Annotated in this window: 11 protein-coding genes; 6 read left to right on the top strand and 5 right to left on the bottom strand. The window is 36.1% G+C overall.

The features are described from left to right. Positions 1-25 precede the first annotated feature (25 nt). Positions 26-1,552 carry a flexirubin biosynthesis tyrosine ammonia-lyase FlxA gene (flxA, locus tag VKY41_RS01760; RefSeq protein ID WP_500812715.1) on the bottom strand — a complete coding sequence of 509 codons (1,527 nt, stop codon included), beginning with the start codon at positions 1,550-1,552 and terminating at the stop codon, positions 26-28. Positions 1,553-1,646: 94 nt separating this feature from the next. Between flxA and VKY41_RS01755 the strand changes: the two genes are divergently transcribed. Further along, on the top strand, positions 1,647-2,897 hold the full coding sequence (locus tag VKY41_RS01755) for an NAD(P)/FAD-dependent oxidoreductase (protein WP_500812714.1): 1,251 nt from the start codon (positions 1,647-1,649) through the stop codon (positions 2,895-2,897). A 38-nt stretch (positions 2,898-2,935) separates the two neighbouring features. Here VKY41_RS01755 and VKY41_RS01750 read toward each other — a convergent pair whose 3' ends face one another. Together VKY41_RS01750 and VKY41_RS01745 are read right to left on the bottom strand one after the other, a co-directional pair. Beyond that, a complete protein-coding gene (locus VKY41_RS01750; protein ID WP_500812713.1) occupies positions 2,936-3,538 on the bottom strand; it encodes a hypothetical protein in 603 nt (200 codons plus the stop codon). Between the two features lie 94 nt (positions 3,539-3,632). After that, positions 3,633-4,586, bottom strand: a complete 954-nt coding sequence (locus tag VKY41_RS01745) for an NAD-dependent epimerase/dehydratase family protein (RefSeq protein ID WP_500812712.1) — start codon at positions 4,584-4,586, stop codon at positions 3,633-3,635. Between the two features lie 155 nt (positions 4,587-4,741). Here VKY41_RS01745 and VKY41_RS01740 point away from each other — a divergent pair, with 155 nt between their 5' ends. The 3 genes from VKY41_RS01740 (at position 4,742) to VKY41_RS01730 (ending at position 9,413) form a co-directional block, all read left to right on the top strand. Then, positions 4,742-5,251 (top strand): hypothetical protein, encoded by a 510-nt coding sequence (locus tag VKY41_RS01740; protein WP_500812711.1) that lies wholly within the window; start codon positions 4,742-4,744, stop codon positions 5,249-5,251. A 108-nt stretch (positions 5,252-5,359) separates the two neighbouring features. Beyond that, entirely contained in the window at positions 5,360-7,456 is a 2,097-nt protein-coding gene (locus VKY41_RS01735) for a M13 family metallopeptidase (RefSeq protein ID WP_500812710.1), read from the top strand. A 328-nt stretch (positions 7,457-7,784) separates the two neighbouring features. Further along, the gene (locus VKY41_RS01730) at positions 7,785-9,413 is read left to right on the top strand and encodes a T9SS type A sorting domain-containing protein (protein ID WP_500812709.1); all 1,629 of its coding nucleotides are present in this window, start codon (positions 7,785-7,787) and stop codon (positions 9,411-9,413) included. A gap of 210 nt (positions 9,414-9,623) precedes the next feature. Here VKY41_RS01730 and VKY41_RS01725 read toward each other — a convergent pair whose 3' ends face one another. Continuing rightward, positions 9,624-10,322 carry a hypothetical protein gene (locus VKY41_RS01725; RefSeq protein ID WP_500812708.1) on the bottom strand — a complete coding sequence of 233 codons (699 nt, stop codon included), beginning with the start codon at positions 10,320-10,322 and terminating at the stop codon, positions 9,624-9,626. A 77-nt stretch (positions 10,323-10,399) separates the two neighbouring features. Continuing rightward, a complete protein-coding gene (locus VKY41_RS01720; RefSeq protein ID WP_500812707.1) occupies positions 10,400-12,697 on the bottom strand; it encodes a M28 family peptidase in 2,298 nt (765 codons plus the stop codon). Positions 12,698-12,810: 113 nt separating this feature from the next. On the opposite strand from VKY41_RS01720, the gene VKY41_RS01715 reads away from it, so the two are divergent. Beyond that, the gene (locus tag VKY41_RS01715) at positions 12,811-13,287 is read left to right on the top strand and encodes a CBS domain-containing protein (protein ID WP_500812706.1); all 477 of its coding nucleotides are present in this window, start codon (positions 12,811-12,813) and stop codon (positions 13,285-13,287) included. Between the two features lie 280 nt (positions 13,288-13,567). Further along, on the top strand, positions 13,568-14,026 hold a 459-nt coding region (locus tag VKY41_RS01710), incomplete at its 3' end, for an RrF2 family transcriptional regulator (RefSeq protein ID WP_500812705.1).

Raw genomic sequence — 14,026 nt, 5'->3', positions numbered from 1 at the left:
CCAATTTTAAATTAATAATTGAGATTTATGTTCTATTGTTAATGATGTAATCTTTAACAAGGTTAACATAAGGATACATAACAGTGTCTTCCGTAAAGATAGGAACTAAATCTCTAATTTCATCGTACAATTTTTTAGTTTTTGATGATACTTGATCTTGAACTTTTAGGTATTCTATAGCCTGTACTATGGTTATTAACTCTATGGCAACCACCTCAAAAGCATTTTCTATTACTTTTTTAGTAATTAAGGCAGCATTAGTTCCCATACTAACAACATCTTGGTTATCGTTGTTGTTAGGGATGCTATGAACATACATAGGATTTGATAACATCTGGTTTTCAGCCGTTGTTGAGGTTGCTGTAAATTGCACACCTTGCATCCCGAAATTTAGTCCGAGTTTCCCAAGATTAACAAATGGAGGAAGCATGTTGTTTAATCTGGAATTAAGGAGGTAGTTAAGCTGTCTTTCTGAAAGCATGCTTAATTTGGTTACTACCAGTTTTAGCTTATCCATTTCTAAGGACACGTAATCTCCATGGAAATTTCCGCCATGGTACACATGTTTCTTTTCAACATCAACAATAGGATTGTCGTTGGCAGAATTTACTTCTTCAATTAAAATACGCTCCGTGTTGTTTAAGGTATCTAAAACAGGTCCTAAAATTTGTGGAACGCAACGTAAGGAATAGTATTCTTGAACTTTATCTTCAAAAACATCAACATCATCATTTTTAGTATATAAATGATGTTCTCTTTTTCTAGTTAGCTGACTGTCTTGTAAATGAGTACGCATAGCTTCCGCAATCTGACGCTGCCCACCATGCTTTTTCGATTGGTTTAATTCAAATGATAAATGATCGTCATAAGCCTTAACAATTTCATTGATAGCCGCCGAACATGACGTCATCCAATCCAACAGCCTTCTCGTGTAAATGGTATTTACCATACCAATACCAGTCATGACGGACGTCCCATTCATCAAGGCTAAGCCTTCACGTAATTCTACAGAAATAGGTTTTAGGTTCAAAGCCTGAAACACCTCTTGTGTTGCTTGCCTTTTACCTTGATAAAACACTTCTCCTTCACCAATCAATACTAAGGCTAAATGGGCTAATTGCACCAAATCTCCACTAGCTCCAACACCACCATGTTCGTAAATTAACGGAGTCACATCTTGGTTAATAAGTTCTGTCATTAATTCAATAACAGATTTATGGACACCAGAATGACCTAATGATAGGGTGTTTAGCCTAGCAAGCATAGCCGCTTTTACATACATAGGGGCTATAGGTTGTCCGGTTCCAGATGCGTGACTTCTTATTAAATTATATTGTAGTTGAATGCGTTCAGAATCTTTAATTTTGTATTGGGCCATAGGACCAAATCCCGTGTTAACCCCATATATAACCTTGTCTTCTGAAAATGATTTTAAAAACTGGAAGCTAGCTTCAACGGTTTTATAAACCTCGTTATCTATTTTTATCTTGCTATTTTCAAAAATAACTTTATAAAAATCTTTTACTTCTAATGTTCCGTTAAATGTTAGCATCTATAATTTATTCTGTATTTTTATATCTTAAAACTAAAATAGTTAATTTGGGTTGCAAATTTATAATAATTAATTAATTAATACACTAAAGACTATGAGCGATATACATGTTGACGTCTTAATTATTGGAGCTGGGCCATCTGGTTGTGTCGCAGCGTCATATTTAAATAGTCAAGGATTTAAAATAAAAGTGGTAGAAAAGGGCGTGTTCCCTAGATTTGTGATAGGTGAGAGTCTGTTGCCAAGATGTATGGATCATTTTGAAGAGGTAGGTCTTTTAGAGTGTTTGAAAGCAGCTAATTTTGAATTGAAGCCCGGTGCAAGGTTTTTAAGAGGCGATGTTGTTTGTAATTTCGACTTTAGTGAAAAACATACCGAAGGATGGGACTGGACCTGGCAAGTGCCAAGAGCCGATTTCGATCATATTTTAGCAAAGGAAATTGTTAAAAAAGGGGTGGATGTGTCGTTTAACCATGAAGTGGTAGGAGTGGATATTGCCCAGGATGGTACTTCTAAAACAACGGTTAAAGATGAAACAGGGCAAATGTATAACATTCAGGCTAAGTACATAGTGGATTCTAGTGGTTACGGACGGGTGTTGCCTAGATTGTTAGATTTAGATAAACCTTCTGCTTTGCCAGATCATTCATCTTTATTTACACATGTAAAGGATGTTAATAGAGCAGAAGGTCAAGAAGGCACACTTATTACTTTCGATGTGTTAGATAAGGATACCTGGTTTTGGGTGATTCCGTTTTCTAATGGCGTTACCAGCTTAGGATTTGTGGGTAAAACGGAATATTTAGATTCGTTTAAAGGAAGTACCACAGAACGTATGCAGGAAATGCTAAAACTATCTGATTATTATTACGACAGATTTAAAGGACTCGATTTCTTATTCGAACCAATTAATATAAAAAACTACTCCAAATCTGTTAAGAAATTATACGGAAAAGGATTTGTTTTAACTGGAAATAGTGCCGAATTTTTAGATCCGGTGTTTTCTTCCGGGGTCACCTTTGCTACAGAATCGGCCTTGCTATCAGCTAAATTAATCACCAAAGAATTACAAGGTAAAAAAGTAGATTGGGAAACAGATTATTCGGAGTATATAAAATCAGGAGTGGCTGTCTTCGCTACTTATGTGAAGGAATGGTACACAGGAAATTTACAAACTTTATTTTTTCACAGACCAGAAAATCCAGAAGTTAAACGTCAAATATGTGCGGTGTTAGCAGGATATGTTTGGGACCAAACCAACCCCTTTGTTAAAAAACACGATAGGATAGTTAAATCCTTGGCGCATTTAATAGATATGGAAAAACAAAAAAGCGAAACTAATTGATAGGTAGTTTCGCTTTTTTATTGGTATAAAGAGGAAGTTTATTTTGTGTTTTTGTACATGTGTTTTACTAAGGCTCTTGCAAAAATAATATAGGCATCAGCAATTCTTTGACCAGAATTATAGTCAAAACCACCATTACCAGCACCTTGGATTTTTGTGTAGTCTGCCGAGAAAATAACGTCATTTGGACGGTCATTTTTGTAAACACTTATGGTTGCTTCAATTTTCGAGTTTTGCCTAACAACACCAACATTGTATCCTGGATACATAAAGGTTGTATGGATTTTCATGGTGTACTCGGCACTTCCTAAGTCTTTATCAACACTTACTAAACCATCCTTATAACGGTCGTTAAAGGTTTCAATAAATCTTGGCTCGTAAAATTCTTCTCGGTCTGAAAACCATGATTCTTTAAATTTCTCACCTCTTCCTGGCTCTTTCTCATCACGTTTAGCCATTTTATCTTCTAAAAAAGCCTCCTCAGAATCATATTTAGGGATTTCTAAATTAGAATAGTCAAATACCAGGTTGTATTCAGTGATGCCTTTTAAATCAGACCAATCGCCCTTCGTAACTTTCGCTTTTTGAGAAAAGGCAACAGAGGTCGAAATAAATAATGCAAATAGTAATAGTTTGTTCATGTGTATTAGCTTTTTTCAATTTTAAAGCTAATATAAAATAACTTTATTAAAAATCAGGAACTTTATTTTTTCTATTTCTTAGAAATTCAAGGATTTATACGCTTTGTTTTTCCTTTAAATTAGTAAGCATTTCCTTAGTAATATCGTCTAATGAAAAACTGTGTTTCCAATTCCAATCCGCACGAGCTCTAGAATCGTCGATGCTGTTTGGCCATGTATCGGCAATGTTTTGTCTAAAATCTGGCTTGTATGAAATCTTAAAATCTGGAAGATGTTGTTGTATAGATTTTGTAATGTCCTCAGGAGTAAAACTAATCGCCGATAAATTGTAAGACGATCGTATTTTTATAGCTTCTGGTTCGGCATCCATAATATCTATGGTAGCTTTAATGGCGTCATCCATAAACATCATTGGAAGTTCTGTGTCTTTTGAAAGGAAACATTCGTAGGTGTTTTCTTCTAAAGCTTTATGATAAATTTCTACAGCATAATCAGTCGTTCCTCCTCCAGGTAACGTTTTCCAACTAATAATTCCAGGATAACGGACACTTCTAACATCTACCTGGTATTGTTTGTTGTAGTATTCACACCAACGTTCTCCAACTTGCTTGGTCATACCATATACCGTGGTAGGCTCCATAATGGTGTGCTGAGGGGTGTTTTCTGTAGGCGTAGTTGGGCCAAATACAGCAATGCTCGAAGGCCAAAATACTTTTTTAATAAAACCTTCTTTGGCTAAGTTTAAAACATGAAATAAAGAATCCATGTTTAAATCCCATGCTTTCATTGGGAATTTTTCACCCGTAGCACTTAGCATGGCAGCCATTAAATACACCGTATTAATTTGGTGTTTGTCTACACATATCTTCACAGCAGTGTAGTCTTGAGCGTCTAAAATATCGAAAGGACCAGAATTTACTACATCCAAATTGTTGTAACTAATGTCGCTAGCAACAACATTATCTATTCCGTGGATGCTTCTTAACCTTTGTGTTAACTCAGATCCAATCTGTCCACAAGCACCAATAATCAATATTTTAGGAGTCATTTTTTTAAGGTTTTATTGGGGTCAAAAATAATAAGATTTTTGCTCAAGACTGATAAAATTAACTTAAAAAAACATTCTTAATTATTAATCAAGTGCTAAACAGTAGCATATAAAAAACCGAAATCTATATATTTGCTGTTCCTTATAATGTCAATATGAAAATACTTATTAGTTTTTGTTTGCTTATCTGTTTGCTTTCTTGCGGGAACACCGAAGAAAACACGGGCAATGTAGAAGAGGATTCAAATTTACCAAACCTGACGAAAGAACAGGTTCAAAACTTAAAATTCACCGAATACCTTCAAGATGCTAAAGTAAAAGCCTATACACAAAATTGGGTGCAGTATAATGAACTAGAAAATATTATGGAGAATTTAAAACAGGCTAATGTGGCTTATTTTAAAGATAACCATGAAATTTTAGAAAGCTTAACTAAAGATTTAAAAGCAAACATTCCCGAGCAACTAAACGCGCCTAGTATTATGTCGCGACTAATTGCTTTAGAAACGAAATTATACAAACTAGAAAGCGTAGTAAACCTTTCTAATACCACACCAGATGCCATAATAAGCCATATAAAAGAGGTGTTAGTGTCCTTCTCCGACCTAAATCTTCAAATGAATAAAAAGCTAGAAAGGGAATCTCAAAAAATTATAAAACCTTAGATATTATGCAATTACTTAATTCTTAACTTTTTGTTAATATTTAAGTAGCGGTATTAATCACTCTTAATTATTAGTAAATTTCACATTTTAAAATTCAACCTAAACCTTATGAACAAAAATTTTTTAAAGCTTTCTCTTTATGGAGCTGTGGCTTTTGCTGGCTTAGTAGCCTGTAAAGACGATTCAAAGAAAGACTTGGCGCAAGCCGATCTGGAAAAAGTCCCGGGAATTAATCTAGAGTACATGGATACTTCGGTAGCCCCAAATCAAGATTTTTTCAATTACGTAAACGGAACTTGGTTAAAAACTAATGAAATTCCAGCAGACAGAACCCGATGGGGAAGTTTCGACGAGCTTCGTAAAAAAACAGATGCCGATGCTTTGTCTATTTTAAAGTCGGCCATGTCCGATAATAAGGATATGGATAAAATTACCGTGCTTCCAGGATCCGATCAAGAAAAAGCAGTAGAAATCTTCCAAACCATCATGGATACAGTATCTAGAGATAATCTAGGTATCGAACCTCTAAAACCTTATTTAGAGAAAATTAATGCCATCAAAAATCTGGACGATTTACAAGCCTATCTAATTGAAATGGAACCACAAGGTGGTGCTGGTTTTTTTGGATTTGGAGTGGGTGCTCATCCTAAAGACAGTAATTTAAACACAGCTTATTTAGGGGGTGGTTCTTTAGGTTTAAGTAGAGATTACTACGTAGATCAAGATGATGATACAAAGGATAAACGCGATAAGTACCGTTCACATATTGCTAGAATGTTGCAATATATTGGCGTAGACCAAGAGAGTGCTCAAAAGAAATCAGTTGAAATTTTAGATTTCGAAACAAGCATGGCGGAGCCTAGAATGACGAAAGAAGAAAGTAGAGACCCAAGAAAACGCTTCAATCCAAAATCGATTGACGATTTAAACAAAATGACTCCTTCTATAGATTGGAAAGCATATTTTACAGGAATTGGAGTGGCTAATTTAGATACTGTAATTGTAACTGATCCTGGATATTTTAAAGCCTTAAATAACTTGTTTTCTCAAAACAACGTTCAAGTTTGGAAGGACTATTTAAATTGGACTCTTGTAAGAGGTGCAGCCGGACAATTAACTACAGAAATGGAAACGGCTAACTGGGAGTTCTACGGTAGAGATTTAACAGGTTCTAAGGAACAAAGACCAAGAGAAGAGCGTGCATTAAACACCTTAAATAGAACGGTTGGTGAAGCTTTAGGAAAATTATACGTGGATAAAATGTTTCCACCAGAAGCTAAGGAGAAAGCAGAGAACATGATTAAAAACATCATGCTTGCTTTTGAAAATAGAATCAAGAATTTAGATTGGATGACACCTGAAACCAAGGAGAAAGCGATAGAAAAACTTCATAAAATGAGCGTGAAAATAGCCTATCCAGATAAATGGAAAGACTACTCCGCTTTAGAGGTTAAAAATGTTGCTGAAGGTGGATCTTACTTTGAAAACATGAACCATGTTTCTGAATGGAGATTTAAAGAAGACTTAGGTAAATTAGGAAAACCTGTTGATAAAACAGAATGGTTAATGGCTCCTCAAATTGTAAACGCATATTTTATGCCTCCTTACAACGAGATTGTGTTCCCAGCAGCTATTTTACAACCTCCTTTCTATAACTTCCAAGCGGATGAAGCAGTAAATTATGGTGGTATTGGTGCCGTAATCGGTCATGAGATTTCTCATTGCTTCGACGATTCTGGTTCTCGTTACGATGCGGATGGTAACTTAAATAACTGGTGGACGGAGTCAGATTTAGAGCAATTCACAGCTTTAGGGAAAGAACTTTCTGCTCAATATAGCGAAGTAAATGCATTGCCAGACGTAAAGTTAAACGGTGATTTTACTTTAGGTGAAAACATTGGGGATCTAGGTGGTGTAAATGCGGCTTATGATGGACTTCAACTTTATTTAGCTGAAAACGGAAGACCAGAAAATATTGATGGGTTCTCTCCTGAACAACGTTTCTTTATGAGCTGGGCTACTGTGTGGAGAACCAAATACACGGAAGATGCTTTAAGAAATCAAATTAAAACAGATACACACTCTCCAGGGATGTACCGTGCAGTAATGCCTTTACAAAATGTAGATGCATTTTACGAGGCATTTAATATTTCAGAAGGTGATAACATGTATTTAGCTCCAGAAAAACGAGTGAAAATTTGGTAACATCTTTTTTGAGATGTTATTAATCAAAAAGCCAGCACTAACTGCTGGCTTTTTTGTTTTCAGTCAGAAAGGAAATTTTAAATCAAAGAAAGCGCAACTTTAGTTGGACTTAGAGGTGGTTTTTGAAGACTATATATATTTTTTAATTATTAATTTGTTTATTGTATTAAATCTTTGTTAATTTAATAAATATTTCAGTAATACTATTAGTAAATCACCTAGTGCCAGTTAGATGTTTATTATAAGTTTACGAAGAATTGAACCCGTGTCTCCATGAAATTGGACGGTATTTATAAAACCTAATTAATTATTTTAAAATGTTATTATTATGAGAAAAATTACTTTGCTATTTTTTGTAAGCATGGCTAGCATGCTTATGTGGACTTCTACTTATGCACAGTCTGTGTCCTGTTCGCAGGAAACCATGGCCGGTACTACAGTGGAGAATGGATATGGTTACCTTAATACGCTGATATTTGCAAACGATTTAGTTGTAAATGCAAATGAAGCGTTTACACTTAATTCTGTTCAATTTAATGCCTTGGTTCCACTAGGCGTTTCTATTGATGGAGTGAAATTACATTTTTATAAAAATTCCACATCAGGAACCGGACCAGGAGTTGAATTAAGCGCTACCGCTATGCAGGCTCCAACATCTGCTACAGTTATTGGTGAGGCATTCGGACACGACCGTGTGCAGGTAAATTTAGATTTAGCCGTGCCGTTTACTTTTATGGGAGAAACCACAGATACAATTTTTTGGATTGGAGTTTTGGTACAAGCTGGCGGAAATTCTTATATAGAAGTAGTTACAGCAATGAACACACCTAATGAAAGTTATTTCTTGGCTGATGGAGTCTGGGTACCTGGTTCAGATCCGGTTAATGGATTTGATGAAACGGCTGATGGGGTTATCTCTTTTTATGGAGATTGTGATGCCATTACAGCATGTAGTGGGATGCCGGACGCTGGAGTGGCACAAGTTAGCCCGACATCAGGTGGAGTTGGTTCTGCCTATAGCGTATCAGCAACAGGATATTCTTCTGCAACCGAAATGTCATTTCAATGGCAATCTAATACCAATGGTCAAGGTTGGGTAGATGAAGGAGCGGCAACAAATGAAGTGTTAGCGTATAACGCAACAGCGCCTGCTGAAGTTGGAGATGTGGTTGAATGGAGATTAGTTTCAACATGTACGGCATCTGGAGATACAGCCATGTCAACAGTGGCAACTTTCACAACAGTGATTGCTTATTGTGAATCAGCAGATTCTAGTCCAAATTTTGAGAATATTACAAATGTTACTTATGCAGGAATTAATAATACAACCTCCTCGCATGCCCCGTATAATGATTTTACCAATCAAGTGGCAACCGTAAATGTAGGAGATACAAATCAAATCTCAGTACAACTTACTGTGGATGGAAATGATTACCTGTATGTATTTATCGATTGGAACCAAAACGGAACCCTAGATGATGCTGGTGAGGTGTACACCCTAGCTTCAGCAACAAGTAGTGTGGGTCCTCACACAATGGATATCACGGTTCCTGCTGATGCAGTACTTGGAAACACACGTATGCGTGTTAAAGTTGGATGGTACGAAGATGTGGCAGATCCATGTAATTCGTTCGATTGGGGAGAAATTGAAGATTATACGGTTTTAGTACAAGATGCAACAACAAGTATTAATGATTATAACATGTTAGTAGGTACACGTGTATTCCCTAACCCATTAAGCGATAATACTTTTTATGTGCATGCACCAAAATTAAATGGTCAGCAGGTAGAAGTGAATATTGCAGATATGGCAGGAAGAAGAATCTTTACGAACACCTTAACGGCTGCAGACAATAAAGTAACAGTTTCTTTAAACAACGAGTTAAACTCTGGAGTGTATTTGGTAACGCTTAAACATGGTACTGAAACGCATACCCTTAGATTGGTTAAAGAATAACCCAACCCTTTAGAAGAAAGATCTTGGAATCGGTACAGCGTATTCAAAGATTATAAGGAACAACAAAAGCTGAGCAATGATTTTCATTGTTCAGCTTTTTTTTTGGTACTGATGGTAGTTAGTAAAGCCACGAATCGATAACTATGCTATAAATATAGGGATGCCTTAAAACAGAGAGGCATTCAATCTAAATACGCGTCACAAAACCAATTAATCTTCTTTATTTGGCTGCTCTTTTTGCCCTAGTAAGGCCGACCTGCTAACAAAAGCTAAATTGAAATTAGGGGCTAAAGTTAATGCCTGCTCTAAGTAGGAAACGGCTAAATCAATATTTTTTTCTTTATTTTCATTAAAAACCTGTAAGCCTTTAAGGTATAAAAACCCAGCTTTTAACGGCACTTGATAAGGCTGTCTTGCTTCGTAGTAGGTTTTAGTTGTAGTAGCTTCTACATGCATTAAGCCGTATTCTATTTTTTTAGAAGCTTCGGCTAAATTTTGATCTTGAATATAAAGCTCTGCCAAGTCATAAGCAATGGTTACGTCTGGACGTCGTCTAAATAGCTCTTCAAACTGTTTTATGGCTAGTTTTGGCCGATTGATAGCCTTTAAGGAAATAGCTTTAATCTCAACGGCCATGTCGGAATCTGTAGCATACAAATCAGCACCAATAACATTTAAAGCTTGTACAAACTTCCCCTCATTCATATAAAAATAGGCTAAAGTATCTTGCCTCGCATCTGAAGGTTTTAAAAGGTTTAAATGTGTCAATCCATTTATAGCACCCTGAATATCCCCTTGAGCTTTCATTTGTTTATAATAGGCTTCAAAGTGTTTTAGTAACTCTTGGTTGTTTTGGGCGCTTAAACCAAAACTCATGGCCATACAGATAATTAAGGTAATGTGTTTCATTTTTAGTTGTTTTACTTTCAAAACTAAAAAAAATCACGGGGTATTATCTTAAAGTCATGCTAATTGTTTGTAAAACATTAATTGAATTCAATACTTTTTTTAAGCAGCACGGCATCGTTCAGAATAAAAGGTTTCGGAATCATGTTTTTCGGCCTTTCAGGAAGGTTAAACAACGCATTGCTTAACAAATCGAAGGAAGCTTCGTAATACGTAAAGTCAATGGTCTCTCCCTTCGGAATAGAAAATTCTAGCTCTAAAAACTTGTCGTCAACCACATAATACTCAAACAGTCTAATTTGGTTGCTATGGCTTAAAACAGACTTGTTTAAATCTTCTGTAACGTCTAAACCGTTTACCTTAAAGGAGCTAAATGCAGACTTAAAAGTGGTGTGTAGGTCCATTCTGTTCACTGGGCGTTGAGGTGAAATAAACAGGCTAACATGTCTTTGCTCACCAATAAGGGTATCGGTTTTAATATCTACAAAAGGGGGTGCTATCGATTTAAGCTCTGCTTTTTTGCTAAAACTAAATCCTGTATTGTATTTACTGCCAAAGTTGGTTTTGGTTATAGCGTGATCGCTGTCAGGATGATCCGATAAATAGGCTTTAGTCCAAGGGTCTAATAGCTTATCATAACTAGCCCAAACAGCATCGTTATTATCTGTATCTAAATAATAAATCAAACTATTTGGTTTTGGACGTTCCTCATTAAAATCAGATTGCAAATGTGCCGAAACAAAAAGGATACCTGTTATAAAAAACAAGAGATATGACCACCTGTTTTTATGTCTGTAAAACCCAAAAATAGGTAGACATAAACCAAAAATCAAACTAACTAAAACCGAAGCGGCCATTAAAAGTTTTAAGCCCAATCCCACTGGAAACATTTGAATAAAAGGCGTCATGATACTTAAAAGGGGTAACGCTAAAAATACCATTAAAAAAAGATTGGGTTGTTTTTGTCTAACCAAAACAAACAAACTAATTAAACCAAATAACACGGGAATAATAAAAAAGCTAGCTCCTGGAAGCTCGAAGGCTAGAAATACACAAATAAGCAACCAAACAAACAACGGCCCAACTAATAAACTAGCGGTGTTTTCTGGTTTATAAACTTTGTGGAACAACCAAAAACATATCCCAAGCGCTAACAAGCTAAATACCCAAATATAAACATGCCCGTTATAGGTAAAGCCATGGAGAATTTCGGTGTATTCTGGATAAATAACCAATAACAAGTTCCATCCTAAATAACCAATCCCGCCATTAATTATAAGGCTCGCCAAAAACACAAGCGTTCCTTTACCAATCTCTTTGGCGTTTAAGCGTCGTTTACTCATGCCGTAAAACACGAGGGCAATAAATACCAACCAAGCAAAAACAAGCATGGGGCTAATCCATGAAAAAGGATAGCTTACCAATTTAAACAGGGGAACATTAAAATAAATATCGTCTTGCTTACTTTTTAAATCTGTTAAATCGGCATCGGCAAAATAGTGTAATAAAGGCATCAAATAACTGCCTTGGTGCTCCAAGGTGTTTCTATCTAACCTCTCGTAGGAGTCTAACGAGGTATGGTAGTCAAAATGATCGTCTATAAAAGCAAAGTTAAAACCCTCTATATCCCCATCTTCTCTAAAACGGGTCAAATCGGTATCGTTAGGCAGTTTTTTATACACGCTATAGGCCAAAGAGTTGGCTACAGGATACTGCGGATTGGCAGCTTTAAACCCAGAAATTAACTTCTGGTTTCCGCCATTGGTTTCCATCAGCATATAACTCGGCCCACCACTTCCACGAGCCTCAAAGTTTAAAACCAAGCCCACATCTTGGGCCCAAGGATGCTTATTAACAAAGAGCGAAGCGCCATTTAATCCCAATTCTTCGGCATCGGAAAACAAGATAATCAAATCGTTTTTCGGCGTTTTATTTTCATGCAAATAGGCTCGCAGTCCTTCTAGGATAGTAACAACGCCTGAACCAGCATCACTTGCTCCTAAAGATGCGTGCGATTTGCTATCGTAATGCGCTAGCAACATCAAGGCTTTTGAATTGTCCGATCCTTTAATTCTAGCTAAAATGTTCTTGGGTTTTGTAAGGGTGCCCCAATCGGTTAAAACATAATCTGTTTGTATTTGCGTTTCCAAACCAAGTTGTTCTAAAGCGTCTACAAGGTAGTTTCTTACCCGTTCATGATCTGGACTTCCAACATAATGCGGGGTTTTAGATAGTTCCTTTAAATGAACTAGCGCACGTTGGGTCGAAAAATTTTGGTCAGGGGCATCTAGAGTAGAAATGGTTTGAGGCATTAAAGCCGAAAAACTCCAATAAATAGCCGCTATAAGTAATAAAAGGGAAACTGCTTTTTTAATCATGATTTCTTCGATGGGTTTGGTTTATAAAAATAGAGAAATTTTCTTACTTAATTAATTTAGGATAACTCGCTAATAATTAGTATATTTAAGACTAACCCGTAAATAAAATCAATATGGCAATAAAGAGTTTTCAAGGAGCTAGAAAGCAACAACCGATTACACCTGATGCGTTTCCGTTTAAAGTAAGCGACATCATGACAAGAGAGTTGATTACTTTTAAACCGAAGCAATCGCTAGAAGAAGTAATAGATATATTAATTAAACATAAAATTTCTGGTGGTCCCGTAGTAAATGATAATAACGAGTTGGTAGGAATGATTTCTGAAGGAGATTGTTTAAAACAAATAAGCGAAAGCAGATATTACAACATGCCTATAGAAAATAATTTAGTGGAAAAACGCATGATAAAAGACGTTGAAACCATTGATGGAAATATGAATGTGCTTGACGCGGCCAACAAATTCCTAGAATCTAAAAGAAGACGATTCCCTATAGTAGAAGATGGCAAGCTTGTCGGACAAATTAGTCAGAAAGACATTTTAATAGTAGCCCTGAAATTAAGAGGAATGACGGGGAACAATTCCTACTAATGCCACAGCCTTGGTGTAAATAACACCCAAACAAATACAGGCTTTCGGCAATCAGCCAGTACTTCGTACATGCTTTAGTGCGCAATCCCAATATAAAGCCACCCCGCTGTTACTTCTTACTCCTATCTATATCAACTTCTTTTAGGTATAAATATAATCCCGAGCGATAGTTTTAGGCCTCTTCAACAATATCCTGAATAAACACATTAGGTAGAGCCTAATTTATTGTTAATTAATAGAGGATAAAAACATCTTGTTATATATTTGAAGAAAAACAACCATGTTATCTAACGCTTGTCAATATGCCATTCGATCCATTCTGTATTTAGAAATGTGCTCAGATGAAAACCATAAAGTTGGCGTAAAAGTTATTTCTGAAGAATTAGAAGCGCCTCAAGCATTTTTGGCCAAAATACTTCAGAAATTAAACAAAAACAACCTAGTAACTTCCAACAAAGGCCCGCATGGCGGTTTTTATATAAGCCCTGAAAATAAGGAAAAAACAGTGTGGGATGTCGTTCTAGCTATAGATGGCCACGATAAATTTAATCAGTGTTTTTTAGGACTTTCTAAGTGTGGCGATGACAATCCCTGTCCTGTACATTTTACAGTGCAAGCCTTCAAACAAAAACTTTTTAAAGATTTTAAAGACAAAACCCTAACGCAATTTGTAAACGAGTTTAAGGAAAAAGGCCGGTACATTTCCTTAAAAAGGTTTGATGTGCTGGAGGATTCTTTA

This window comes from Xanthomarina sp. (genome assembly GCF_035306605.1).
In the GTDB taxonomy this organism is placed as follows: Bacteria; Bacteroidota; Bacteroidia; order Flavobacteriales; family Flavobacteriaceae; genus Xanthomarina.
Note: the sequence above shows the minus strand (reverse complement) of the source record. Positions and strands in the feature narration are given on the sequence as shown.

Excerpts from the sequence above, each read along its gene's own strand:
- VKY41_RS01745 (WP_500812712.1), bottom strand. The coding sequence starts at position 4,586 with ATGACTCCTAAAATATTGATTATTGGTGCTTGTGGACAGATTGGATCT.
- VKY41_RS01755 (WP_500812714.1), top strand. The coding sequence starts at position 1,647 with ATGAGCGATATACATGTTGACGTCTTAATTATTGGAGCTGGGCCATCT.
- VKY41_RS01715 (WP_500812706.1), top strand. The coding sequence starts at position 12,811 with ATGGCAATAAAGAGTTTTCAAGGAGCTAGAAAGCAACAACCGATTACA.
- flxA (WP_500812715.1), bottom strand. The coding sequence starts at position 1,552 with ATGCTAACATTTAACGGAACATTAGAAGTAAAAGATTTTTATAAAGTT.
- VKY41_RS01735 (WP_500812710.1), top strand. The coding sequence starts at position 5,360 with ATGAACAAAAATTTTTTAAAGCTTTCTCTTTATGGAGCTGTGGCTTTT.
- VKY41_RS01725 (WP_500812708.1), bottom strand. The coding sequence starts at position 10,322 with ATGAAACACATTACCTTAATTATCTGTATGGCCATGAGTTTTGGTTTA.
- VKY41_RS01740 (WP_500812711.1), top strand. The coding sequence starts at position 4,742 with ATGAAAATACTTATTAGTTTTTGTTTGCTTATCTGTTTGCTTTCTTGC.
- VKY41_RS01730 (WP_500812709.1), top strand. The coding sequence starts at position 7,785 with ATGAGAAAAATTACTTTGCTATTTTTTGTAAGCATGGCTAGCATGCTT.
- VKY41_RS01750 (WP_500812713.1), bottom strand. The coding sequence starts at position 3,538 with ATGAACAAACTATTACTATTTGCATTATTTATTTCGACCTCTGTTGCC.
- VKY41_RS01720 (WP_500812707.1), bottom strand. The coding sequence starts at position 12,697 with ATGATTAAAAAAGCAGTTTCCCTTTTATTACTTATAGCGGCTATTTAT.